This window comes from Bradyrhizobium sp. Kon58 (assembly GCF_055807455.1).
The window spans coordinates 23,228-44,399 of record NZ_JBVVOT010000014.1; the positions used below are offsets into that span (position 1 = coordinate 23,228).

At 63.8% G+C, this 21,172-nt stretch carries 22 protein-coding genes; 12 read left to right on the forward strand and 10 right to left on the reverse strand.

The window, feature by feature from the left end; genetic code table 11:
* Positions 1-50: 50 nt before the first annotated feature.
* From yajC to AC0L20_RS22385, 6 genes are read left to right on the forward strand one after another with little or no spacing between them, the layout of a single operon-like run.
* Entirely contained in the window at positions 51-428 is a 378-nt protein-coding gene (gene yajC / locus AC0L20_RS22360; RefSeq protein ID WP_027518118.1) for a preprotein translocase subunit YajC, read from the forward strand.
* 47 nt (positions 429-475) lie between these two features.
* Positions 476-2,080, forward strand: coding sequence for a protein translocase subunit SecD (gene secD / locus AC0L20_RS22365; protein ID WP_456764205.1), 1,605 nt, complete (start codon positions 476-478; stop codon positions 2,078-2,080).
* Positions 2,081-2,096: 16 nt separating this feature from the next.
* Entirely contained in the window at positions 2,097-3,122 is a 1,026-nt protein-coding gene (secF, locus tag AC0L20_RS22370) for a protein translocase subunit SecF (protein WP_027518116.1), read from the forward strand.
* Positions 3,123-3,182: 60 nt separating this feature from the next.
* On the forward strand, positions 3,183-3,566 hold the full coding sequence (locus AC0L20_RS22375) for an Mth938-like domain-containing protein (protein WP_007590678.1): 384 nt from the start codon (positions 3,183-3,185) through the stop codon (positions 3,564-3,566).
* Positions 3,563-4,426, forward strand: coding sequence for a phytoene/squalene synthase family protein (locus AC0L20_RS22380; protein WP_473292143.1), 864 nt, complete (start codon positions 3,563-3,565; stop codon positions 4,424-4,426). The genes AC0L20_RS22375 and AC0L20_RS22380 overlap by 4 nt, the downstream gene beginning before the upstream one ends.
* A gap of 45 nt (positions 4,427-4,471) precedes the next feature.
* Positions 4,472-5,716 (forward strand): threonine ammonia-lyase, encoded by a 1,245-nt coding sequence (locus AC0L20_RS22385; RefSeq protein WP_473292145.1) that lies wholly within the window; start codon positions 4,472-4,474, stop codon positions 5,714-5,716.
* A 17-nt stretch (positions 5,717-5,733) separates the two neighbouring features.
* On the opposite strand, the gene AC0L20_RS22390 is transcribed toward AC0L20_RS22385, so the two are convergent.
* From AC0L20_RS22390 to AC0L20_RS22410, 5 genes are all read right to left on the reverse strand, one after another.
* The gene (locus tag AC0L20_RS22390) at positions 5,734-6,912 is read right to left on the reverse strand and encodes an aminotransferase class V-fold PLP-dependent enzyme (RefSeq protein ID WP_473292147.1); all 1,179 of its coding nucleotides are present in this window, start codon (positions 6,910-6,912) and stop codon (positions 5,734-5,736) included.
* A gap of 89 nt (positions 6,913-7,001) precedes the next feature.
* On the reverse strand, positions 7,002-7,580 hold the full coding sequence (locus tag AC0L20_RS22395; RefSeq protein WP_473292149.1) for a CAP domain-containing protein: 579 nt from the start codon (positions 7,578-7,580) through the stop codon (positions 7,002-7,004).
* A gap of 84 nt (positions 7,581-7,664) precedes the next feature.
* The gene (locus AC0L20_RS22400) at positions 7,665-8,759 is read right to left on the reverse strand and encodes a serine/threonine protein kinase (RefSeq protein WP_473292151.1); all 1,095 of its coding nucleotides are present in this window, start codon (positions 8,757-8,759) and stop codon (positions 7,665-7,667) included.
* Between the two features lie 7 nt (positions 8,760-8,766).
* Positions 8,767-10,194: a methylenetetrahydrofolate--tRNA-(uracil(54)-C(5))-methyltransferase (FADH(2)-oxidizing) TrmFO gene (gene trmFO, locus AC0L20_RS22405; protein WP_473292153.1), complete on the reverse strand. Its 1,428-nt coding sequence runs from the start codon at positions 10,192-10,194 to the stop codon at positions 8,767-8,769.
* A gap of 126 nt (positions 10,195-10,320) precedes the next feature.
* Positions 10,321-10,473 (reverse strand): DUF1127 domain-containing protein, encoded by a 153-nt coding sequence (locus tag AC0L20_RS22410; RefSeq protein ID WP_007590701.1) that lies wholly within the window; start codon positions 10,471-10,473, stop codon positions 10,321-10,323.
* Between the two features lie 630 nt (positions 10,474-11,103).
* Here AC0L20_RS22410 and AC0L20_RS22415 point away from each other — a divergent pair.
* On the forward strand, positions 11,104-11,430 hold the full coding sequence (locus tag AC0L20_RS22415) for a hypothetical protein (protein WP_354059208.1): 327 nt from the start codon (positions 11,104-11,106) through the stop codon (positions 11,428-11,430).
* A gap of 66 nt (positions 11,431-11,496) precedes the next feature.
* Here AC0L20_RS22415 and AC0L20_RS22420 read toward each other — a convergent pair whose 3' ends face one another.
* Positions 11,497-12,321: a lytic murein transglycosylase gene (locus AC0L20_RS22420; RefSeq protein ID WP_473292157.1), complete on the reverse strand. Its 825-nt coding sequence runs from the start codon at positions 12,319-12,321 to the stop codon at positions 11,497-11,499.
* A 130-nt stretch (positions 12,322-12,451) separates the two neighbouring features.
* Positions 12,452-13,360 (reverse strand): DUF2189 domain-containing protein, encoded by a 909-nt coding sequence (locus tag AC0L20_RS22425; RefSeq protein WP_473292160.1) that lies wholly within the window; start codon positions 13,358-13,360, stop codon positions 12,452-12,454.
* Positions 13,361-13,693: 333 nt separating this feature from the next.
* Between AC0L20_RS22425 and AC0L20_RS22430 the strand changes: the two genes are divergently transcribed.
* Complete coding sequence (locus AC0L20_RS22430; RefSeq protein ID WP_027518105.1) at positions 13,694-14,083, forward strand: DUF3597 domain-containing protein; 390 nt, start codon at positions 13,694-13,696, stop codon at positions 14,081-14,083.
* A gap of 53 nt (positions 14,084-14,136) precedes the next feature.
* Here AC0L20_RS22430 and AC0L20_RS22435 read toward each other — a convergent pair whose 3' ends face one another.
* A complete protein-coding gene (locus AC0L20_RS22435) occupies positions 14,137-14,412 on the reverse strand; it encodes a GNAT family N-acetyltransferase (RefSeq protein ID WP_018458006.1) in 276 nt (91 codons plus the stop codon).
* 103 nt (positions 14,413-14,515) lie between these two features.
* Here AC0L20_RS22435 and AC0L20_RS22440 point away from each other — a divergent pair, with 103 nt between their 5' ends.
* Positions 14,516-15,445: a tetratricopeptide repeat protein gene (locus AC0L20_RS22440; protein WP_473292167.1), complete on the forward strand. Its 930-nt coding sequence runs from the start codon at positions 14,516-14,518 to the stop codon at positions 15,443-15,445.
* Positions 15,446-15,508: 63 nt separating this feature from the next.
* Here the strand turns inward: AC0L20_RS22440 and AC0L20_RS22445 are convergent, their stop codons facing one another.
* Complete coding sequence (locus tag AC0L20_RS22445) at positions 15,509-15,865, reverse strand: hypothetical protein (RefSeq protein WP_473292170.1); 357 nt, start codon at positions 15,863-15,865, stop codon at positions 15,509-15,511.
* A gap of 94 nt (positions 15,866-15,959) precedes the next feature.
* On the opposite strand from AC0L20_RS22445, the gene AC0L20_RS22450 reads away from it, so the two are divergent.
* The 3 genes from AC0L20_RS22450 (at position 15,960) to AC0L20_RS22460 (ending at position 19,040) form a co-directional block, all read left to right on the forward strand.
* Positions 15,960-16,457: a hypothetical protein gene (locus AC0L20_RS22450; RefSeq protein ID WP_473292174.1), complete on the forward strand. Its 498-nt coding sequence runs from the start codon at positions 15,960-15,962 to the stop codon at positions 16,455-16,457.
* Between the two features lie 105 nt (positions 16,458-16,562).
* The gene (locus AC0L20_RS22455; RefSeq protein ID WP_473292176.1) at positions 16,563-18,170 is read left to right on the forward strand and encodes an acyl-CoA synthetase; all 1,608 of its coding nucleotides are present in this window, start codon (positions 16,563-16,565) and stop codon (positions 18,168-18,170) included.
* A gap of 9 nt (positions 18,171-18,179) precedes the next feature.
* A complete protein-coding gene (locus tag AC0L20_RS22460) occupies positions 18,180-19,040 on the forward strand; it encodes a PCC domain-containing protein (protein ID WP_473292178.1) in 861 nt (286 codons plus the stop codon).
* Between the two features lie 16 nt (positions 19,041-19,056).
* Here AC0L20_RS22460 and AC0L20_RS22465 read toward each other — a convergent pair whose 3' ends face one another.
* Entirely contained in the window at positions 19,057-21,129 is a 2,073-nt protein-coding gene (locus AC0L20_RS22465; protein ID WP_473292181.1) for a DUF1217 domain-containing protein, read from the reverse strand.
* Between the last annotated feature and the right edge of the window lie 43 nt (positions 21,130-21,172).

Consider the following 21,172-nt stretch of genomic DNA (forward strand, 5'->3'; position numbering starts at 1 on the left):
CGCCATTTGGGCCTGACCGGTTTTCCCCCGTTCTCACGAGGATCGTCCGAATGCTGATTACCCCTGCGTATGCCCAGGCTGCGGGCGCCGGCGACACCAGCGGCATGTTGATGTCGCTGCTGCCGTTCGCCCTGATCTTCGTGATCATGTACTTCCTGATTCTGCGTCCGCAGCAGAAGAAGGTCCGTGACCACGCCGACCTCGTGAAGAACATTCGCCGCGGCGACACCGTCGTGACCTCGGGCGGTCTCGTCGGCAAGGTCACCAAGGTCGTCGACGACGACCAGATCGAGTTCGAGATCGCCGATGGCGTGCGCGTGCGGCAGATGCGCTCGATGGTCTCCGGCGTGCGCGCCAAGGGCGAGCCGGCCAAGGAATCCAAGGAAAGCGCCAAGGATAGCGCCAAGGACGACGCGGCGGCGAAGTGAGCGCTTCCGCGAGTCTCTGAAATCCCCTGATCTGACAGGTCCAGTCGATGTTGTATTTCACGCGGTGGAAGGCGCTCGGGATTATCCTGACGGCGCTGATCGTGTGCCTCTGCGCGGTCCCGAACTTCTTCTCCGAAGCGCAGGTCAAGACCTGGCCCGCCTGGGCGCAGCGGAAGCTCGTGCTCGGCCTCGATCTCCAGGGCGGCTCCTCTTTGCTGCTCGAGGTCGATTCCAACTATGTGAAGAAGGAAAAGCTCGATCAGATCCGCGACGACGTCCGTCGCGTGCTGCGCGAGGCCAAGATCGGCTTTACCGGCGGCGTCACCGTGCGCAACGACGCGGTCGAGGTTCGCATCACTAAGGAATCCGATCAGCAGCCGGCGCTGGCCAAGCTGCGCGATTTGGCCCAGCCGCTCGGCGGCCTGATGGGATCCAGCGGTCAGCGCGACCTCGAAGTGACTGACGCCGGGGGCGGATTGATCCGCTTGAGCATCCCGCAGGGCGCGATGCTCGACCGTTTGCGCAAGACCATCGAGCAGTCGATCCAGATCGTCGAGAAGCGCGTCAACGAGCTCGGCACCGTCGAGCCAATCATCCAGCGTCAGGGGAACGACCGCATCCTGGTGCAGGTCCCCGGCCTTCAGGATCCGACCCGCCTGAAGGAGCTGCTGGGCAAGACTGCGAAGCTGGAATTCCGCATGGTCGATCCCTCGGTGCCGCCGGACCAGGCGCAGCAGGGCACGTTGCCGCCGGACACCGAGTATCTGCCGAACGCCTCGCCGCCGCCGCCCGGCGAGGTGGTCAAGAAGCAGGTGTTGGTTGCGGGCGGCGACCTAACGGACGCCCAGGCGACCTTCGACCAGCGTAGCAATGAGCCGGTCGTCAGCTTCAAGTTCAATAGCTCGGGCGCGCGCAAGTTTGCGCAGGCCACGCAGGAGAATGTCGGGCTGCGCTTCGCGATCATTCTCGACAACAAGGTGATCTCCGCGCCGGTCATTCGCGAGCCGATCACCGGCGGCCAGGGCCAGATCTCCGGCAGTTTCACCGTGCAGTCGGCCAACGATCTCGCGATCCTGCTGCGCGCCGGCGCGCTGCCGGCGCCACTGACTGTCGTGGAGGAGCGCACCGTTGGCCCGGGCCTCGGCCAGGACTCGATCGAGAAGGGCGAACTTGCCGCCTATGTCGGTTCGATCATGGTCGTCGTGTTCATGCTGTTGACGTATCGGCTGTTCGGCGTCTTCGCCAACATCGCCGTCTGTATCAACGTCGCCATGATCTTCGGCCTGCTGTCGCTGCTCAGCGCCACGCTGACCCTGCCGGGCATCGCCGGCATCGTGCTAACGGTCGGTATCGCGGTCGACTCCAACGTGCTGATCTATGAGCGCATCCGCGAGGAATTGCGCGGCGGGAGAAGCCCGATATCGGCGATCGACGCAGGCTTCAAGCGGGCGCTTGCCACCATTCTCGACTCCAACATCACCACCTTCATCGCCGCTGCAGTGCTGTTCATGATCGGCACCGGTCCGGTGCGCGGCTTCGCAGTGACGCTCGGCATCGGCATCATCACCACCGTCTTCACCGCCTTCACAATGACCCGCCTGATCGTCGCATGGTGGGTGCAGTGGAAGCGGCCGAAGACCGTGCCGATTTGACCATTCGAGGCCGGCTGTGACCACTACTCAAATCGTTCTCATCTCCCTCGGCGTCGTCATTGCCGTGCTGACCGTGGTCAGCGTGCTCGGGCTGCTGCCGTCGCTGCGCATCGTGCCGGACGACACGCATTTCGACTTCACCCAGTTCCGCCGCATCTCGTTTCCGATCTCGGCGACGCTCTCGATCCTCGCCATCGTGCTGTTCTTCACGCACGGCCTGAATTTCGGCATCGACTTCAAGGGCGGCACCCTGATGGAGGTGCGTGCCAAGTCGGGCACGGCGGACATTGCGCAGATGCGGTCCACCCTGGGTAGTCTGGGCCTCGGCGAAGTCCAGCTGCAGCAATTCGGCGGCCCCGCCGACGTGCTGCTTCGCGTTGCCGAGCAGCCGGGCGGCGACAAGGCGCAGCAGGCAGCCGTCGACAAGGTCCGCGCTGCCCTCGGCGACTCCGTGGACTATCGTCGCGTCGAGGTGGTGGGGCCGCGTGTCTCCGGCGAACTGCTGAGCTACGGCATGCTCGGCCTGATGCTGGCGATCGTCTCGATCCTGGTCTATCTCTGGTTCCGCTTCGAGTGGCAGTTCGCGCTCGGCGCCATGATCGCCAACGTGCACGACATCGTGCTGACGATCGGTTTCATGTCGATCAGCCAGGTCGATTTCGACCTGACCAGCATCGCGGCGCTTCTGACCATTTTGGGCTATTCGCTCAACGACACCGTCGTCATCTACGACCGCATCCGTGAAATGCTGCGGCGCTACAAGAAGATGCCGATGCCGCAGCTTCTCAACGAATCGATCAACTCGACGCTGTCGCGCTCGATCATCACCCATTTCACCGTGACGCTGGCGCTGCTGGCGCTGCTGCTGTTCGGCGGTCATGCCATCCACAGCTTCACGGCGGTCATGATGTTCGGCGTGGTGCTGGTCGGCACCTATACCTCGATCTTCATTGCAGCCCCGATCCTGATCTATCTCGGCGTCGGCGAGCATCGCGAAGATGCGGTCGATAAGGCTACGCCGGCGAAGAAAAGCAAGGCATGATCCGAACCGCATGCCCTCGCAGGAGTTTGCGAGGGCAGTAAGCTCATTCGGACGAAGCTCATGGCCGGCGATCCCAACGCACCGCATTTCCCCCGCTCGGCGCCGATCGAAGCCTATGGCAAGGGCGGCTTTGCCTTTGCCGGCATGTCGCATCGGGGATCTCTGCTTTGCCTGCCCGACGCGATCTGGGCCTGGGACATAACCGACCCCGCGAAGATCGATCGCTATTCGCTGGATCGAGTCTTCAAGTCCGCCAACAGCATCGACACGCTCCTGATCGGCACCGGAACCGGGGTCTGGCTGCCGCCGGCGGAACTGCGCCAGGCGCTCAAAGCGGCGCGGGTGGTTCTGGACACGATGCAGACTGGTCCCGCCGTGCGTACCTACAACATCATGATTGGCGAACGGCGGCGTGTCGCGGCCGCGCTGATCGCCGTGCCATGAGTGGCTCCGCGCCACCACCGGATTCTGCCGCGTTCTGCGCTGACCTCGTGCGCAGCCACGACTTTCCGCGCTATGCCGCGACACTGTTCGCGCCCGCTGCCGAGCGCCGCGCGCTGCTGGCGCTCTATGCCTTCAATGTCGAGATCGTCCGCGTCCGCGACCAGGTGAGCCAGCCCTTGCCCGGTGAAATCCGCCTGCAATGGTGGACCGACATGCTGTCGGGCCAGGTTCATGGCAGCGCCGAGGGCAATCCGGTGGCGGCGGAGCTGCTCCGCGCAATCCGTGATTTCGACCTGCCGGTCGAACCGCTGTCGCTGCTCGTCGACGAGCATCAATTCGATCTCTACAACGACCCAATGCCGACCATGACGGCTCTCGAAGGTTATCTCGCCGCGACCTGCTCGGCGTTGTTCGCTCTCGCGGCGCGGATCATGGCGTCACCATTGGACCCAGCCGAGCACCTCGCGCGGCATGCCGGATTGGCCCAAGGCATCGCGCAAGTCATCACGAACCTGCCGCGTGATGCGGCGCACCGGCAATTATTCCTGCCGCAGCAGCTGCTGACCAGCCACAACTGCAATATGGAGGACGTGTTTGCCGGCAAGGAGACGCCGAATTTGCGCGCTGTGCTGGACCAGCTCGCCGGCGGGGCCAGGCAGCATTTGACGACGGCCTTGTCGCTGTTGCCCGAGGTGCCGGTGTCGGCTCGGCCAGCGTTTCTGCCGCTGAGCCAGGTACGGGCCGACCTCAAGCGCCTGTCGCAACCCGGGCGCAATCCATTTACGCCGCAACCGTCATCGCGGCTGCGTACGCTGTGGACGCTGTGGCAGGCCTCGCGTTCCCGGGAGTTTACCAAATAGCGGTTGGCTTATCGCATCAAACTGCCAAATGCCCTATGCTGTCCCATGGCCGAGTTGTCCCAAAGCATCGCCAGCGATCTCAACGTCCTTCCGGTCTCGCCGAGCGACATCCGTGCCGCCGCCGCGACCATCCGCGGCGCCGTCGTCGAGACGCCCTGTAGCTACAGTCGCACGCTGAGCAATATCTGTGGCTGCGACATCTGGCTGAAATTCGAGAACCTCCAGTTCACGTCCTCGTTCAAGGAGCGCGGCGCGCTCAACCGCCTCACCGCGCTGACGCCGGAGGAGCGCGCGCGCGGCGTCGTCGCGATGTCGGCGGGTAACCACGCGCAGGGCGTCGCCTATCACGCCAAGCGGCTCGGCATTCCCGCCACCATCGTCATGCCGGTCGGCACGCCCATGGTGAAGGTCGAAAACACCAGGCATCACGGTGCCGAGGTGGTGGTGACGGGCGCCACGCTGGAGGAGGCGGCCGCGTATGCGCGCAGCCACGGCGAAGCCCATGGCATGATCTTCGTCCATCCCTATGACGATCCGCTTGTCATCGCGGGGCAGGGCACGGTCGGGCTCGAAATACTCAAGGCCGTGCCGGAGCTCGATACGCTGGTCGTTCCGATCGGCGGCGGTGGCCTGATCAGCGGGATCGCCATTGCCGCGAAATCGATCAAGCCGTCGCTGCGGATCCTCGGCGTCGAGGCCTGGCTCTACCCCTCGATGTACAATGCCATCCATGACGGCAATCTGCCGGCGCGTGGCGACACACTCGCCGAAGGCATCGCGGTGAAGTCGCCCGGCAAGCTCACGACCGAAATCGTCCGCCGCCTTGTCGACGACATTGCGCTCGTCAACGAAGCCGAGCTCGAGCGCGCGGTGGCGACCCTGATCTCGATCGAGAAGACAGTAGTGGAAGGCGCCGGCGCCGCCGGCCTCGCCGCGCTGATGTCCGACCCGTCCCGTTTCGCCGGCCAGAAGGTCGGGCTGGTGCTGAGCGGCGGCAATATCGACACACGGCTGATTGCATCAGTCCTGACCCGCGAGTTGGCGCGCGAGGGGCGGCTCACCCAGCTGTCGCTCGACATCCCCGACAGGCCCGGCCAACTGGCTGCGGTCGCGGCACTGCTGGCCGAGGCCGGCGCCAACATCATCGAGGTCTCGCACCAGCGCACCTTCTCGGATCTTCCGGCCAAGGCAACGCTGCTGCAATTGGTGATCGAGACCCGCGACAGCGCCCATCTCGATGAGGTCATGGCGAAGCTTGGCGCATCCGGATTGAGTGCGCGCTGCACCTGAGCTGTGCGCGCCCGCCGCTATCGCGGCGTCAAACCAGCCAAATGGGCGATCAGCCGATCGATCTCGGCTTCCGTGTTGTAGTAATGCGGAGAGGCGCGCACCAACGGCGGCAGCGAGCGAATTTCGGCATCGATGCGCGTGCTCGACGGATCTGAGGCACCGATCGTGATGCCGGCGGTGGCCGCGTTGCTGACGACCGCTTCCGCATCGTATCCTTCCACCGTGAAGCTGACGATGGCCCCCGGAGCGCGTCCGAGGTCGCGAATCCTGATGCCGCGAATGGACGCAAGGCCGCCCCGGAGGCGTTCGGCCAGCATGCGGCAACGCTGCTCGATGGGGCCGATCCCGATATCGAGGGCATAATCGACCGCCGCACCCAGCCCAAGCCGGGCTGCGTAGTTGTTCTCCCAGGTCTCGAAACGGCGCGCATCGTCACGCAGCCGATAAGCGTCCCGGGAGACCCAGGGTGCGGCGAAGTGGTCGATCATTGGCGGTTCGAGCCGCTGCAGCGTCGCGCGGCGCACGTAGAGAAAGCCGGTGCCGCGCGGACCGCGAAGGAATTTACGCCCGGTTGCGGACAGCATGTCACAGCCGATAGCCTCGACGTCCACCGCCATCTGTCCGACCGCTTGGCAGGCATCGAGCAGATAAGGAATGCCGTGCGCCCGCGCGATCTTCCCGACGGCTGCAGCCGGATTGACCAACCCGCCATTGGTCGGAACCCAGGTGATCGCAATCAGCTTCACGCGCTCGTCGATCATGCGTCCGAGCGCGTCGAGTTCGAGTTCGCCGCTGGCATCACTCGGCACGATTTCGATCGCAACGCCTGTTCGCTTGGCGACCTGAAGGAAGGCGACATAGTTGGCCGCGTATTCCGCCTCCGCGGTCAGGATCCGATCGCCGTCGCGAAACTGAAGCGCGTAGAATGCCATTTGCCAGGCAACCGTCGCGTTCTCCATGAGCGCGATCTCATCAGGCGCGGCATTCAGCAGGCGCGCCACGGAGCCGTAGACTGAATCAAGCCGGCGCGCCTCGCGGTCGGCGGCCGCATAGCCTCCGATTTCGCTCTCCAGATCGATATGCTGCTTCATGGCTTCGACGACGGGAACGGGCATGAGAGCAGCTCCCGCATTGTGCAGGTACGCCAGCCGGGAGGTAGCTGGCGTGTCGGCACGTATTCGCTCGATGTTGATCAAGTGCGCCGCCTTTGCTCTCGCGATCGTCCCGATAGATTAGACCGGCGAGGAATGCGGACAAGAGGCCGGCTGCAACATCTGATCTCACCTCAGATGCAGAGGCCAAGCAGCTTGATGTGGCAGCCGCTGGATTTCGGTTTGCTCGCCGGCGCGGCCTCGCGCTTCACGGCAACCAAAGGCTCCCCGTCTTTCTTGCCTTTGCCTTTGCCCTTCGACTCATAGTCGCCGGCGATCACCATCGCCCAATAGGTGCGCTTGCCGCTGGCGTTTTTCGCGCTCGCGATCCCGACGCGGGAAGCGTTGTGCAGCAGCAGATTCTTGCGGTGCCCCGACGAGTCGATCCACTGTCCGAGGGTCTTCTCGAAATTGTCGTAGCCGTAGGCGATGTTCTCGGCAGCGCGGCCTGCGCCGGCCGGTGCGACGCGGCGGTTGAACGGGCCGAGGGCGTCGTGACTGAGGTCGTCCTTCGTCGCCATCGCGCGCGCCTGGTCCATGGCGATGCGGTCGAGGGTCGAATCGCGGACGACGCGGACCTCTCCATGCTTGAGGCGGAAGCTGGAGATCAGCTCGGCCGGAGCCTCGGCCATTGCGGACGTGGTGGCGAGCAGCAGAAGGCCGGCGGTCAGGCCGCCAACCGCACAATGCATCATCGTCCCCCGAGTGCCCATGACCCCGCCAAGTCCCCCCACCAAGCCCGAATTATCGGATCGCTTCTCTATCGCCAATGTGGACGCTTCAAGGCGTGATCCACCTTAGCCCGCGGACAGGTCGGCCTCGAAATTGAAGCGATCGCGCAAGTTTTTGCGCTGCTCCAGGATGTCCTTGAGGAAAGCACGGTCCTGGTCGTTCTTCATCATCGGCTCGATCAGGTCGAGCTGGTTCATGGCGACCAGTTGCAGGATCTCCGTGCGCGGCTTGCCGTCCGGATTGCGTGGCAGTGCGTGCACGACCTGGATGTGTTCCGGCGGCTTCGGCCCCTTGGCGGCGCTGAGCTCGTTCCGCAATTGGCCTTCGAGCGCGGCCTGATCGGCTTCGACGAAGGCATAGAGCCCGACACCGGAACGGCGATCGGCAAAGGCGACGATGGCGGTGTCGCGCACGGCGGGGTTCCTGCGGATCAATTCCGCCAGCACCGGCGCGTCGTTGACGAGCCGCCGGCCGCCGCCTTCACGATCGGTGAAGTTGAACAGGCCGCGGGTGATTGCCCGATAGACCTTCTTGCCGGTGGCGAGCCAGAGGCTGGCGGCGAACGACTTCTTCGCCAGGATTTTTCGCTCGCGCGGCGTCAGCGCCTCGGGCGCGTAGGAACGCTTGTGCTTGAGCAGATGCCGGAGGTCTTCATAGGCCAGGATGCGGTAAAGCCGGCCGCGCCGGTCGAAGCACGCCGCGAGCTGGAAATCGGTCACATAGGCGCGACCGTCGCGGCCGACCAGCCAGTTCTGTTCCTTGGCAAGATCGTTGTGGCAGATGCCGGCGCGGCGCAGCCGTCGCAGCGCGGCCTTGGCCGAGCGAAAATAGGCGAGGTCGCCATGCGGTTTCGCCAGATGCAGCGCGACGCCATCGACGAAGCTGCGTACCAGCGCGCGGCGTCCGGCCCACAGCAGCTCGGGGCCGACATCGAGTCCCTTGGCGAGTGCCAGCGCATGCTTCTCGCGAGCGAACAGATGGCGCGCCAAAAGGAATGACCACCACGGCACCTCGTCGAGGCGGCGCAGCACCGCGTCGACCCCGCCGGCATCGTCGCGGAATCGGCCGCGCTCGACGGTCGAGAACACGTCGCGCTTGAGCAGCACGCCCTCGGTCCAGCGCGCCGAGAGTGTTGCGGCGTCGTCTTTGGGAAGGTTCATCGAAAACTCACGCCGCAGCGGCAATGCGCAGGTGATCGGCGATCCAGCGATCGAGATCGGCGAGCGCGAGCGCGCTCATCGCCTGCTTTTTGGCCACCGTCTTCTCGTTGCCGCGCAGCCGGCTTCCGTCGGGCTTCTTCGTCGGTGCGCTGGCGAGCGGCGGGAACAGGCCGAAATTGATGTTCATTGGCTGGAACGAGCGCGTGCCGGGCTCGATGGTCTCGATATGGCCGCCGGTGATGTGGCCGAGCAGGGATCCGAGCGCCGTCGTGACCGGCGGACTCGCAAGCGTCTCGCCGCGCACGTCCGCTGCCGCGTAGAGGCCGGCAATCAGGCCGACGCTGGCGGATTCCACATAGCCCTCGCAGCCCGTCATCTGGCCGGCAAAGCGCAGTCGTGGTTGTGCGCGCAGGCGCAACTGGCCGTCGAGCAGCTTTGGCGAATTGAGAAAGGTGTTGCGATGCAGGCCGCCGAGGCGGGCAAATTCGGCCTTCTCCAGCCCCGGAATGGCGCGGAAGATGCGTTGCTGTTCGCCATATTTCAGCTTCGTCTGGAAGCCGACGATGTTGTAGAGCGTGCCGAGCTTGTTGTCCTGGCGCAGCTGCACGATCGCGTAGGCCTTGGTGGTGGGATCGTGCGGATTGGTGAGGCCGACCGGCTTCATCGGCCCGTGGCGCAAGGTCTCGGGGCCGCGTTCCGCCATGACCTCGATCGGCAGGCAGCCGTCGAAATAGGGCGTGTTGGTCTCCCATTCCTTGAATTCGGTCTTCTCGCCGGCGACCAGCGCTGCGACGAAGCCGTCATACTGCTCCTTCGTCATCGGGCAGTTGATGTAGTCGGCGCCGGTGCCGCCGGGGCCGACCTTGTCGTAGCGCGACTGGAACCAGGCCACCGACATGTCGATGGATTCGCGATGCACGATCGGCGCGATCGCGTCGAAGAAGGCGAGGGCGTTCTCGTCGGTCAACTCGCGGATCGCGTCGGCCAGCGGCGCCGAAGTGAGGGGGCCGGTCGCAACGATGACGTTGCTCCACTCGGCCGGCGGCAGGCCTGCGACCTCGCCGCGGGCGATCTCGATCAGCGGATGGTCGTTCAGCGCTTTGGTGACGGCCGCGGAGAAGCCGTCGCGGTCCACCGCCAGCGCGCCGCCGGCGGGCACCTGGTTGGCGTCGGCTGCGCGCATGATCAGCGAGTCGAGGCGGCGCATCTCGGCATGCAGCAGCCCGACCGCGTTGTTGGCGGCATCGTCCGAGCGGAACGAATTGGAGCAGACGAGTTCGGCAAGCCCGTCGGTGCGGTGTGCCTCGGTCGTGCGGGTCGGCCGCATCTCGTGCAGCACCACGGGCACGCCGGATTTGGCCACCTGCCAGGCGGCTTCGGAGCCGGCAAGGCCTGCGCCGATCACGTGCACGGTATTGGATTGGGGTCCTGTCATGGGGCGGACAGGTAGCGCTTTTCGGCGATCAGTGGAATCGCCGAGATCGAGTTTTCTGCCTTCAGATACGACAACGCCCGCACGAGGCGGGCGCTATCGGTTCGTCCGGCTAAGGGCTGAACGATATCAGCCCTGATACTGACCGGCGGCAACGCGCGGGATGTCCGAGCGATCGAGGCCGATATCGGCCAATTCGCGATCGCTGAGCTGGGACAGCTCGGCAACATTGCGCTGATAGTCCCGGAAAGCCTGGATCATGCGGATGAGCGAGAGCAGCATTGGTAGTCTCCTGTAGTTCGATTCAGCTCTTGCCCGAGCCTCATCGTTGGAATGAATATAGGTGAGAGTGGTGCAGTGCGAAAGTTCCGATGTTGCGATGCAGCTAAGCGCTAGCTGCATGGCATTGGTAACGGACGATTAACCCAGCAGCACTCCCGCCCAAAGGGTGGGCGAAACAGGGAAAAGAGCGCTGAAAATGCCCGTTAATTCACGGGTTTGTCTTAGCTCGGCCGGTTCCATTCAGCGGTGAAATAGGCTGCTTTCCGGTCATCGCAAGATGATTGACTAGCTTCTATACCCAAATCTCGCATGCGCGAATCGCATGGTGGGTGGCGCATAAAAAGTGAATATATATTCATCTTCCGGCCTGCGGGACCTCTTCCACTGTGGCCAGCGATTCACCTGACGCCGGCGGATTCGATGTGACGAACGGCGGCCAAGAGACGAATCCATTCCGCATGGTCCGCTCCAACCGCCGCCTGCGCGGTGCACACACGCCCGACGTGCGGCGCTGATTACAAACGTGTAATGAAAATCAGAAATTTTGCATGTGGCTCTGCGTGGCGCGCAACATCACGCAATTCTCGCGGGGAATTCATTGCGTCAAGTTGCCGCGCCCGGAGGAAGGTGATGTCGCAGAATCCGGCAATGTCGCTGGCTCTGGCCCAAGAACAAGAGAAGGAAGGTAACGTCATGACGAAGTTACTCGGGGTTATCGCAATTGCCGCTGTCGCGTTCGCCGTCGCGCCGGCCCAAGCCGCCAAGCACGCCGCCGGCGGCTGCAGTTCGGCCAATCTGGAGAAGACCGAGACCGCGATCGAGAACATGGCCGATGGTGACGGCAAGTTCGTCGCGCAAAAGGAGATCGCAGCCGCGCAGGACTCGCTGCTCAACGGCAAAATGGGGGCGTGCGGCGCGCATCTGAACAAGGCGATGCACGCCACCATGGGCAAATAGGGGTAAAAACGCACAGAGAGGGCCGGTCGCGGGCGATCGGCCCTACGCGTTTTTGACGAGGGGCTGCTAAGGGGCGCGCGCGAGCTGGGTGGCGAAATGAGCGATGGTCTTCGAGTAGACCTCGCTTTTGTTCCACTGCTGCAGCACCGCGAAGTTCGGGCTGCCCGGCTGCCAATCCTTGCCCTTCTGCCAGCCATATCCGGCAAGATAGTTCGCGGTGGAGGCGAGCACGTCGGGGGCGTTGTGCAGGAGATCGCGCTTGCCATTGCCGTCGAAATCGACGGCGTATTTCATCCATGACGACGGCATGAATTGGGTCTGTCCGAGCTCGCCGGCCCAGGCGCCCTTCATGTCGGCCGGTGCGAGGTCGCCGCGCTGGACGATGCGGAGCGCATCCAACAGCTCGGCGCGAAACTGCTCGGAGCGCCGGCAGTCATAGGCCAGCGTCGCCAGCGAGCGGATGGTCGCGAACTTGCCAGTATTGACGCCGAAATCGGTCTCGAGACCCCAGATCGCGACCAGCACCTCGCCGGGCACGCCGTAGGTCTGCTCGATCCGCGACAGCACCGAGCCGTATTGCTTCATCATGTTGGAGCCGCGCGTCAGGCGCGGCGGCACCATGCGGCCGGAAAACTCCTCGAAGGTCTGGCTGAAGACCTTCTGGGAGCGGTCGCGGTTGAGCACGCCCTGATCGAGCGTCACACCGGCGAGCCCGGCGGAAATAGCCTGTTGCGAGACGCCTTTGGCCGCGGCGTCCGTTTTGAAGTCTGCAAGCCACGCGTCGAAATTGCCCGAACCGCAGGCAACCGAGGCGAGCGCTGGCTGAGCGGATAGGATGGACGCGGTGATGGCTAGGGCTGCGAGGGCGAGACGAGAAATCGTCGGGGTCATTCGAGCAAATAAATTCCGTGAAGTGATCTGACCGGCGGGCGCAATCTCGATGGAAACCGCGGCCAAAGCAAGGCGTATGACAGTGCGCGATCCTGCCCGCTCCGGGGCAGGATCGCACGTCACGAAATCGTCAGACGTCGGTCCGATTGCGCCAGGGGAAGAGGTTGGCGGGGAAGTCGGCGGCCGGCTTGCGTGGACGATGCGGCGGAGGCGGCACCGGACGCGCGCCCGGATCGGCCGCGATCACCTTGCGGTAGAGATGCCAGGTAGCATGGCCGAGCACGGGGACGACCACGGCAAGGCCGAGGAAGGCCGGAATCGTGCCCAGCGCCAGCAGGACGGCCACGATCAGGCCCCAGACCGCCATCGGCACCGGGTTCTTCGCGACGACGCGCAGCGACGTCACCATGGCCTCGAACGCGCCGGCATGGCGGTCGAGCATCAGCGGGAACGACACGGCGCTGATGCAGAGCGCGGCAAGGGCGAACAGGAAGCCGGTGCCGCAGCCGACCACGATCAGCCACCAGCCTTGCCGGCTCGTGAGCACGCGCGTCAGAAAATCCGAGATCCCGGACGCGCCCTCATAGCCGAAAGCGGCGACGTAGATCGCCTGCGCGGTCGCAACCCAGGTCACGAACAGAGCCAGCAGCAGCGCGCCGAGACCGAGCATGGCGCCGAAGGAGGGCGAACGCAGCACCTCCATGGCATCCCAGGCGCTGGCCTCCTCATAGCGCTCGCGCCGGCTGGAGAGCTCGTAGAGACCGAGCGCCGCGAACGGGCCGATCAGCGCGAAGCCCGCGGCCAACGGAAACAACAACGGCAGCACTGAATAGCCCATCACCACGCGGGCGAGCACGAGGCCCAGCACAGGATAGATCACGCAGAGGATGATGGCGTGGCTCGGCACCGCCTTGAAATCGTCCCAGCCGCGCTTGAGCGCATCGTGCAGATCGGAGAGTTGGATCGTTCGGATCACCGGTCCAGCCGCTTCTGCGGTCTGGGCCATGGTGGGGACATTGCCCTGGTAGAGTGTGGCCATGGTCGCTAGCTCCCTTGCCATGCGGCCGCATCTGGCGCCAGCAAACGGCGCAAGCGGCCGCTATTCTGAGTTTCGCGATCCCCAACCAGACGCGAATTCCGGATGGCATCGCGAACTGAACGTCAAGCGTACGCCCATTTGCGAGTCCTGTCCCTCACGCTTGGGTGAGATTCGATGCCGCAGCGCAACCTCGATGATGTCATTCGGTCGTCATTTCGCCGTAGATAAGCTGATGCTGCTTGCTGGTCCGCGGAACTTTGCGGGTGCAACGACGCAACTTGGTCTATAAGTGCCACTCAAGGCCCTCCAGCGGGTCCTTTTCGGGGAGCAGACATGAGCATTTTCGGGAAAATTATGGGCGCGATCTTCGGTAGCCAGCCAGCTTCCGCCGCGCCCGCAGGCAGCGCACCGTCGGGCAGCGCGCCCGCAGGGGCCGCGCCGAGCGGATCGGCGCCCGCGGCGACGGTGGACGTTGCCTCGATCGTCGATGCGGCGGCCGCCGCGCACAAGGGCGAAAAGCTGGAATGGCGCACCTCGATTGTCGATCTGATGAAGGCGCTCGACATCGATTCCAGCCTCGCTGCGCGCAAGGACCTGGCCAAGGAGCTCGGCTACAGCGGCGACACCAACGATTCCGCGACCATGAACGTCTGGCTGCACAAGCAGGTAATGTCCAAGCTCGCGGCGAATGGCGGCAAGCTGCCGCCGGAGATCAAGCACTGACCGATCGCCCGGTCGCAATCCAAGGGCCCGCGGTCGCGCGGGCCCTTTTGCATTCAGGCGACGAGATCCGCATCTTCCGGATGTCTGTCGAGATAGTCGACGACGAAGCCGCAACCGGCGATCACCTTCCTGCCGTCGCGGCGGATCAATTCCAGCGCGCCCTTGACCAGCTCGGAGCCGATGCCCCGGCCGCGCAGCGCGCGCGGCGTCTCGGTGTGGGTGATGATCACCGCCGACGGCGTCAGCCGGTAATTGGCGAAAGCGATTTCGCTGCCGACATCGAGTTCGAAGCGGCTTCTGTCCTTGTTGTCCCGTACCGATGGCGCCATGGAAAATCCTTCCGACCTGCTGCTTGCCTTTGATCTAGGCGCCTGAACCGGCCCTTGCCAAGGTGCGACCAAGAGTGGTTGCCGCAGGGGAGATATCCGGAAAATGCGTGTCCCGCTCAGCCTCATCGCGCTGCTCGCCGCGCTGATCTCGCCGGCGCCGGCTTCGGCGGCAGGCGGTCCGGCCTGGGAGGCTTGCGTCGCACTGGCCAGCACGCCGGACGAGCGGATCAAGGCTTGCTCGACCGTGATCGAAACGAAGAGCGAGAGCGGACCCCGGCTCGCCGGCGCTTATTGCAATCGCGGTCATGGCCTCACCGAGAAGCGCGAGCTCGACGCGGCGCTGTCCGATCTCGACGAGGCGGTCAGGCTCGACCCCGGCTATGCCTGCGCCTACAATAATCGGGGCCGTGTCTACAGTTTCAAGCGCGACTATGATCGCGCCATCGCCAATTACGACCTGGCGATCAAGCTCGATCCGTCGCTGGCGCTGGCCTACAGCAATCGTGGCGAGTCGCGTTTCAACAAGGGCGATCTCGACCGTGCCTTCGCCGACTTTGACGCAGCGATCAAGCGCGATCCCAAATACGCCATGGCCTATGCCAATCGCGCACTGGTGTATTACCGCAGGCGCGACATGGCGCACGCCATCGCCGACTACACCACGCGGATCAAGCTTGCGCCCGATCTGCTCGCCTATATCGACCGCGGCAACGTCTATCGCGACAGCGAGCAGCTCGATCGCGCCGCCGCCGATTATGGCGAGGCGATCCGTGTTGCGCCGACCGACGCGCGCGGCTGGCGCAATCGTGGCATGATCCGGCTCTATCAGGGCGACAGCAAGGGCAGCCTTTCCGATTATGACAAGGCGCTGCAATACGATCCCTCCGACGTGTTCTCGTGGAACAACCGCGGACAGGCCAAGCTGCGGCTCGGCGACAAACAGGGCGCGATTGCCGATTTCAGGAAGGCGCTGGAATTGAAGCCGGGCCTGCCGACGGCGCAGGAGTCGTTGCGGAAGCTCGGGGCGTTGTAGCTCTCGGTCGCTTCTCGCGACGACAGGGCTGGATTTCCACAGGTCGTGATAAGACCGGATGCTTCAATCGGTCGCCTTGGCGAGCCTGGAATCCTCTGGCTGCGCCTGCGGGCGCAGGCATCCCTGGCAGATGACGAGGGAACGGTTGACCCTGGCGTCCTGTTCCGCCTCGATGCCGTCCTGCGCCTGCCACCATTCCTTCGAATAGGGCTGAAGCCCGGCTTGCGACCTGTTGCGCTCGGATCGGGCGATCCGTCTCGGCTCTGAGGCCGCGCGCGAATGATTGGGATTTTCGCCGGCGCCGTCCCAGCCATAGCGCGCAGGCTTGAAGGCGGGATCGGAGGCGAGGTGCGCTTGTGGACCCACGGCACATCCGGCAAGCGCCAGCGATAACAGGAGGAGGGCGGGCGCTTTGACCATGATGCGGCACTCTGTACGCGAGAACTGAGCGAGGTTGCGCCGATCATGTTTAAAATTTCCTGAACGATCGCGGCTGCGCTGGCGACCAATGCCAATGCGATATCTGATCCTCCTGCTCGTCCTGTTCGCAAACGCTGCGCGCGCCGAGAACGCAAAGCCGTTCAATCCTGTCGACTATCCGCCGGGCGTGCAGAAGGCCGTGCGCTACGCCTACGAGGAATGCGAGAGCCAGGGCGGCGACGCGGTGACTTTTGCGGTCGATACGGTGCGCAGGATCGACCTGACCGGTGACGGCCGCGACGACTACATCGTCGATTTCCGCGACACCAGATGCGGCGATCGCGAGACGACCTATTGCGGAACCGGCGGCTGCGTCATGAACATCCTGGTCACGTTGCCGGACGGCAGTGTGCAACCCGTCTTCGATGGCCATGTCCGCAGCTACGGGATCAAGTCGAAGCCAACGAAGCGGGGTGCGGGGCGCACCATCCGTTTCGATCTGCATGGCAGCTATTGCGGCGGCTTTGGTGCGCAGGCCTGCGTCAAGGAGAAGGCCATCACGGCTACGCCGTTCGCGTTCAAGCAGCCGTAGGGCAGGCGTGCGGCCGACGGCCTTGCAGGGGTCCTGGCGATGGCGATAAATGGGCTGCAATGAGCGGGCGGCTCGCGTGCCGTCCGCCGCCGAAGAGGAAGCCCGATGCAGCCCCTGCGCATGTCCCGCCGCGTCATGAATCTCGCTCACATGCTGACCCAGAATGCGCGGCGGCATGGGGCGCGTCCCGGTTTCGTCTGGGGTGACAGATCCTGGACCTGGCGCGAGATCGATGCGCAGGTCTCGGCACTCGCGGCAGCCCTCGCGGCGCGCGGCATCGAGAAGGGCGACCGCATCCTCGTTCATTCCAAGAACGGCGACGAGATGTTCTTCTCGATGTTCGCGGCGTTCCGGCTCGGTGCCGTCTGGGTACCCACCAATTTCCGACTGATGCCGGACGAAGTGACTTATCTTGCGCAGGCCTCCGGCGCGAAGGCGTTTCTGTGCCACGTCGATTTCCCCGAGCACGCCGCGGGGGTAAAGGGTGGCGCGCTGGAATTCACCTGGAGCATCGACGGTCAGGCGCCATTTGCCGAAACGTCGGTTGCGGATGCCGTCGCGTCGCGGGCCGGCACGGTGGTCGAGAACGTCGCGGTCGAGCACGACGATCCCTGCTGGTTCTTCTTCACGTCGGGGACCACCGGCCGCTCCAAGGCTGCGGTGCTCACCCACGGCCAGATGGGTTTTGTCGTCACCAACCATCTCGCCGATCTCACGCCGGGCGTCACCGAAGCGGATGCCTCGCTGGTAGTGGCGCCGCTGTCGCATGGCGCCGGCGTGCATCAGCTGGTGCAGACCGCGCGCGGCGTGTGCACGGTGCTGCTGCCGACGGAGAAATTCGACATCGACGAGGCGTTCCGCCTGATCGAGGCGCATCGGGTCAGCAATCTCTTCGTGGTGCCGACCATTCTGAAGATGATGGTCGAGCATCCCGCCGCCGACAAATACGATCATTCCTCGCTGCGCCAGGTGATCTATGCGGGTGCGCCGATGTATCGCGAGGACCAGAAGGCTGCGCTGAGGAAGCTCGGCAAGGTCATCGTGCAGTATTTCGGCCTCGGCGAGGTGACCGGCAACATCACGGTGCTGCCGGCGGCGCTGCATGATCCCGAGGACGGGCCGCACGCGAAGATCGGCACCTGTGGCTTCGAGCGTACCGGCATGCAGGTCTCGATCCAGGACGACGAGGGCCGTGAACTCGGCGCCAACCAGAGCGGCGAGATCTGCGTGATCGGCCCCGCGGTGCTTGCCGGCTACTACGACAATCCCGATGCCAACGCGAAGGCGTTCCGCAACGGCTGGTTCCGCACTGGCGATCTCGGTCACATGGACGAGGAGGGGTTCGTCTACATCACCGGGCGAGCCTCCGACATGTACATCTCCGGCGGCTCCAACATCTATCCTCGCGAGATCGAGGAGAAAATCCTGACCCATCCTTGCGTCGGCGAGGTCGCGGTGCTCGGCGTGCCCGATGCGACCTGGGGCGAGGTCGGCGTTGCCGTCTGCGTCGCGCGCGAGGGCGCGAAGCCGGTGAGCGAAGCGGAGATGGCGGCATTCCTCTTGCCAAAAGTGCCGCGCTACAAGATGCCGAAGCGGTTCTTCTTCTGGGAGGCCTTGCCGAAATCCGGCTACGGCAAGATTCCGAAACGGATGGTTCGGGACGAGCTCGAGGCGCGCGGCCTGCTCGATCTCGACAAGACACGGGCGAGCTGAGCGAAGGTCATGCGCAGCATCAAGCAGCCCGGCGTGCCGGTCGCCGAACGCATCCAATGGGTGGAGGCGAGGGGACGCGCTTTCTCCTTCACGCTTCAAGCAGGTCTGCCGCTGCTGGAGGCGGCGCGCCGCGGTTTTGCCGCGGAGGGATTTGCCGGCGGCGTGCTCAGCTTCGGGCGCGGCGCGCTCGGGCCGTTCGGCTATGTCATGCCGGCGCTGTCGAAGACCAGCGAGAACGCCGCGTTCTATAGCGACACATTCCGGCCAAGCGGCGTGACGCGCACCAGGCTCGGCAGCATGACGTTGGGCATGCGCGATGGCGCCCCGTTCTTTCATTGCCATGGGCTGTGGACGGAGGCCGATAGCCGCGCCAGTGGCGGCCACATGCTGCCGGACGAGACTGACGTCGCCGAGCCGTTCGAGGTAGAGGCCTTCGGTATCGATGGTGCGATGTTCAGCGCCGAGCCCGATCCCGAGACCAACTTCAAGCTGTTCGAGCCGGTGGCGGCTGCGAGCACCGGGGCACGCACGACCAGCCGCGCTTTCGCGCTGCGGCTGCGCCCCAATCAGGATTTCGCCTTCTGTCTCGAAGACTTCTGCCGCGCGCACGGGATCGCGCGCGCCAGGATCCATGGCGGTGTTGGTTCGACCATCGGCGCCCGATTTACCCATGGCGGCGTGACCGAGCCCTTCGCAACCGAGCTTGCGGTGACAGCCGGCACGATTGCGGCCGGCTCCTCCGGCGCGCTCGAAGCCGCACTCGACGTCGCCCTGATCGACTACACCGGCGGTATGGCGGAGGGCCGGCTGATCCGTGGCGACAATCCCGTGCTGATGACCATGGAGCTGGTGCTCGAGGTGTTGGACTAGTCCCGGGGAGCGATCATCAGTGGGTGCGTAGCTTGGCAATGGCCAAGTACGTGGAGTCACTGATCCCCGAACCGGATCCCTGAAACAGGTTGAGCAGAGGGGATTGACCCTGGCCGGTGCTCTGGCTGTTTCTGATGTCATACATGGCGGAGAAACGGCTCAGCAGCTTTGTAACCTTCGCGGGATCGGACAGATCCTTGATCTTCATGAATCTGTCCACGAACTTGGCCTGCTGGTCGATCGGCATCGCCGCCATCGAGTCAGGCAGGTTGAAGGTGGTCCTGAACACCTCCGAAAGCGCCTTGTCGGCAAGGATGTCGTACGCGGACGTGATGTCCCCCGCCTTCCGTTGGAAATAGATCGCCAGGCGCACGCCGGGATTCGCATCCCCTTGCTGCTGCTCCAGGCTTTGTTCGACATAATTCGCCTGTGTTTCCCGAAACTGATCCCGCTTCTGCGGACCCATCATCGGAAGGCGCGCGACGTTGCCCTTGCTGTCGAAATTGAACGACGCGACGATTTCGGCAAAGCGAGGATCGTTCTCGGTGTTCGCGAAGCTCTTTGGATCGTTCAGGTCGGAGCTGAAGATCTTCTTGAGAAATTCCGTGCTGACCTTCCTGGGGTCCAAGCCCTTTGCCAGAAGGATGAAATCAACCATCGGCCTGTTTGCGAGAAGATCGGAAACACTGTCGATCCCGGTGATGGCTTGCTGATACTCCGACGCATCCTTCGTGGCCTGTGCCCGAACTGCCGCCTGCTGCTGGGGAGTTGCGGTGCTTGCGCTCTTCACCGCTGCAACGACATAGTCCTTCGCGATCTGGAGGACTTCAGCCGAGTCCTGAGCCACCAAGGGGGTCGTCAGATTGCCCTTTGCGTCGAAGTTGAAGGCGCGTGCCAGCTCCAGATATCGATTGTCCTTGAGGGTATAGACGTAGCTCTTGGGGTCGTTGAGATCGCTTTCGAGCACGGCCGTGACAGTCGCCGGCGAGACGTTTCCGGGATCGAGGCCAACGGCTCCCAGCGCAAAATCATAAACGCCCGGTGTCGATACGAACGCCTGGACTGAATTGATCTTGAGGATGGCAGTTCTGAATTGCCTGATTGCAAAAGCTTCGTTCAACGGGCTTGCCGCCGAATAGACGTCGGACTTGCTGTCGTCGAACTTCTGTTTCGTGATCGTGATATTTGCAGCAGTCTGCGCCGACACACCTGACGGCAGCGATCCGTCGGAGGAAAACTCGAACGCACCGGCCAAGTCGACGAACCCGCCGATCGTCCCTATCTGGTCGCTGAGGCTGGAAATGCTGCTCGCATATGACTCCAAATGATATTTTTCGACCAGGATCTGGACGTTCAACTGGGTCACGTTCGCGCCCGGTTGCGATAATTGGGCGGTGTAGTCGGCGATCCTTGAATTGGCCGCGGTGACATCCGATCGGGCCTGAGCAAGGTCGGCGTTGAGGCCATTCAACTGAGAGGCGAAGGTGGTGTTGACGTAGCTGTTGGGATCGGACGGATCGCTGCGCAAGACCTGGCTTATCGTGTCACGCGACCACTTGCCTTGATCGATCCCGTACGCCGAATAGACGTAGTTGCGAAGGCGGTCGTTGTTCAGGAGCTGGTCTGCACTGCTGATGTTGCCGATTTCGGCGCTGTAGTAATTGGAGTCGCTGGCAAGTGCATCGACCTGGCTCTTCCTGGTCGCCGTGTACAGGCCGATCATCTCATCGGTCTGGTTCTCCGATTGCGCAACCGGCGCGGCGCTGCCATTGAAGGAAAATGCCGCGGCGAACTCGCGGTAACGCTTGTCGACCAGCTTGTTGACGAAGCTGTTTGCGTCGGAGAGGTCGCTCTCCAGCACCTTTTTCATGAAGGCCTTGGCGTAGGCCATGTCTTCCAGGCCATACGCCTTCGTTGCATAGTGATAAAGGCGATAGTCTTTCATGAAGTCGTCGACGGACTTCACCTTGCCGATGTGGGCTTTGTAGTAGGCGGCCTCTCGCGCCACGTCCTGTTGCTGTTCGACCCGCGTCAGGGACTGCTTGAGATTGCGCGTGATGTAGCTGTAACTGAAATAGGTCGATACCATCGCGCACTCCTCGCGGCTCTTACGGTCCCGGACGTCCGTCAGT

Excerpts from the sequence above, each read along its gene's own strand:
- AC0L20_RS22420 (WP_473292157.1), bottom strand. The coding sequence starts at position 12,321 with ATGACCCCGACGATTTCTCGTCTCGCCCTCGCAGCCCTAGCCATCACC.
- AC0L20_RS22410 (WP_007590701.1), bottom strand. The coding sequence starts at position 10,473 with ATGCTGCTCTCGCTCATCCGCATGATCCAGGCTTTCCGGGACTATCAG.
- AC0L20_RS22385 (WP_473292145.1), top strand. The coding sequence starts at position 4,472 with ATGGCCGAGTTGTCCCAAAGCATCGCCAGCGATCTCAACGTCCTTCCG.
- AC0L20_RS22435 (WP_018458006.1), bottom strand. The coding sequence starts at position 14,412 with ATGGCGCCATCGGTACGGGACAACAAGGACAGAAGCCGCTTCGAACTC.
- AC0L20_RS22400 (WP_473292151.1), bottom strand. The coding sequence starts at position 8,759 with ATGAACCTTCCCAAAGACGACGCCGCAACACTCTCGGCGCGCTGGACC.
- AC0L20_RS22395 (WP_473292149.1), bottom strand. The coding sequence starts at position 7,580 with ATGGGCACTCGGGGGACGATGATGCATTGTGCGGTTGGCGGCCTGACC.
- AC0L20_RS22450 (WP_473292174.1), top strand. The coding sequence starts at position 15,960 with ATGCGATATCTGATCCTCCTGCTCGTCCTGTTCGCAAACGCTGCGCGC.
- AC0L20_RS22440 (WP_473292167.1), top strand. The coding sequence starts at position 14,516 with ATGCGTGTCCCGCTCAGCCTCATCGCGCTGCTCGCCGCGCTGATCTCG.
- AC0L20_RS22415 (WP_354059208.1), top strand. The coding sequence starts at position 11,104 with ATGTCGCAGAATCCGGCAATGTCGCTGGCTCTGGCCCAAGAACAAGAG.
- AC0L20_RS22375 (WP_007590678.1), top strand. The coding sequence starts at position 3,183 with ATGGCCGGCGATCCCAACGCACCGCATTTCCCCCGCTCGGCGCCGATC.
- AC0L20_RS22425 (WP_473292160.1), bottom strand. The coding sequence starts at position 13,360 with ATGGCCACACTCTACCAGGGCAATGTCCCCACCATGGCCCAGACCGCA.
- AC0L20_RS22445 (WP_473292170.1), bottom strand. The coding sequence starts at position 15,865 with ATGGTCAAAGCGCCCGCCCTCCTCCTGTTATCGCTGGCGCTTGCCGGA.
- AC0L20_RS22460 (WP_473292178.1), top strand. The coding sequence starts at position 18,180 with ATGCGCAGCATCAAGCAGCCCGGCGTGCCGGTCGCCGAACGCATCCAA.
- AC0L20_RS22430 (WP_027518105.1), top strand. The coding sequence starts at position 13,694 with ATGAGCATTTTCGGGAAAATTATGGGCGCGATCTTCGGTAGCCAGCCA.
- secD (WP_456764205.1), top strand. The coding sequence starts at position 476 with ATGTTGTATTTCACGCGGTGGAAGGCGCTCGGGATTATCCTGACGGCG.
- AC0L20_RS22455 (WP_473292176.1), top strand. The coding sequence starts at position 16,563 with ATGCAGCCCCTGCGCATGTCCCGCCGCGTCATGAATCTCGCTCACATG.
- AC0L20_RS22380 (WP_473292143.1), top strand. The coding sequence starts at position 3,563 with ATGAGTGGCTCCGCGCCACCACCGGATTCTGCCGCGTTCTGCGCTGAC.
- trmFO (WP_473292153.1), bottom strand. The coding sequence starts at position 10,194 with ATGACAGGACCCCAATCCAATACCGTGCACGTGATCGGCGCAGGCCTT.
- AC0L20_RS22465 (WP_473292181.1), bottom strand. The coding sequence starts at position 21,129 with ATGGTATCGACCTATTTCAGTTACAGCTACATCACGCGCAATCTCAAG.
- yajC (WP_027518118.1), top strand. The coding sequence starts at position 51 with ATGCTGATTACCCCTGCGTATGCCCAGGCTGCGGGCGCCGGCGACACC.